The sequence below is a fragment of the Amycolatopsis sp. SID8362 genome (assembly GCF_010550475.1).
Lineage (GTDB): Bacteria > Actinomycetota > Actinomycetes > Mycobacteriales > Pseudonocardiaceae > Amycolatopsis > Amycolatopsis eburnea.
The window spans coordinates 1-426 of sequence record NZ_JAAGNB010000765.1 but is presented as its reverse complement, the minus strand read 5'-3'; the positions used below and the strand labels follow the sequence as shown (position 1 = coordinate 426).

Below are 426 nucleotides of genomic sequence, written 5' to 3'. Positions count from 1 at the left end.
CTTGAATGAGTCATTCAGGTCTTCGGAGGTCCTGAATGAGTCATTCAAGACAACCCCAGGCGCGCCCGGCGGGGGAGGGGAGGTGCGTCACCCGGCCCGGCATGTCGCGGCCCCAGGCGGTCCGGCCGGTGCCGCCGCCCGGCTAGGCTCGCCCTCATGTCGCGCCGATCCCTCCACACGCCTGCCCCCGACGCCGCCGCCCTCCGCGCCCGCCTCGATCGCGCCCGCACCGCCGCGGCCGCCGCCGGCACCGATGCCCTGCTGATCGCGTCCGGCTCCGACCTGCGGTACCTGCTCGGGCAGGCCGGTGGCTCGTTCGAGCGGCTGACCACCCTCGTCGTGCCCGCGGACGGCACCCCGGCGCTCGTCGTCCCGAAGCTGGAAGCGCCCGGCTACGCCGACGTCCCCACTGACGAGCTGGGTGTC

Annotated in this window: 1 protein-coding gene; it reads left to right on the top strand. The window is 74.4% G+C overall.

Annotated elements, in window-relative coordinates; all coding sequences use genetic code 11:
• Positions 1 to 156 precede the first annotated feature (156 nt).
• Positions 157 to 426 (top strand): aminopeptidase P family N-terminal domain-containing protein (locus G3I65_RS23575; protein ID WP_203612486.1); only part of this gene is annotated, 270 nt, incomplete at its 3' end.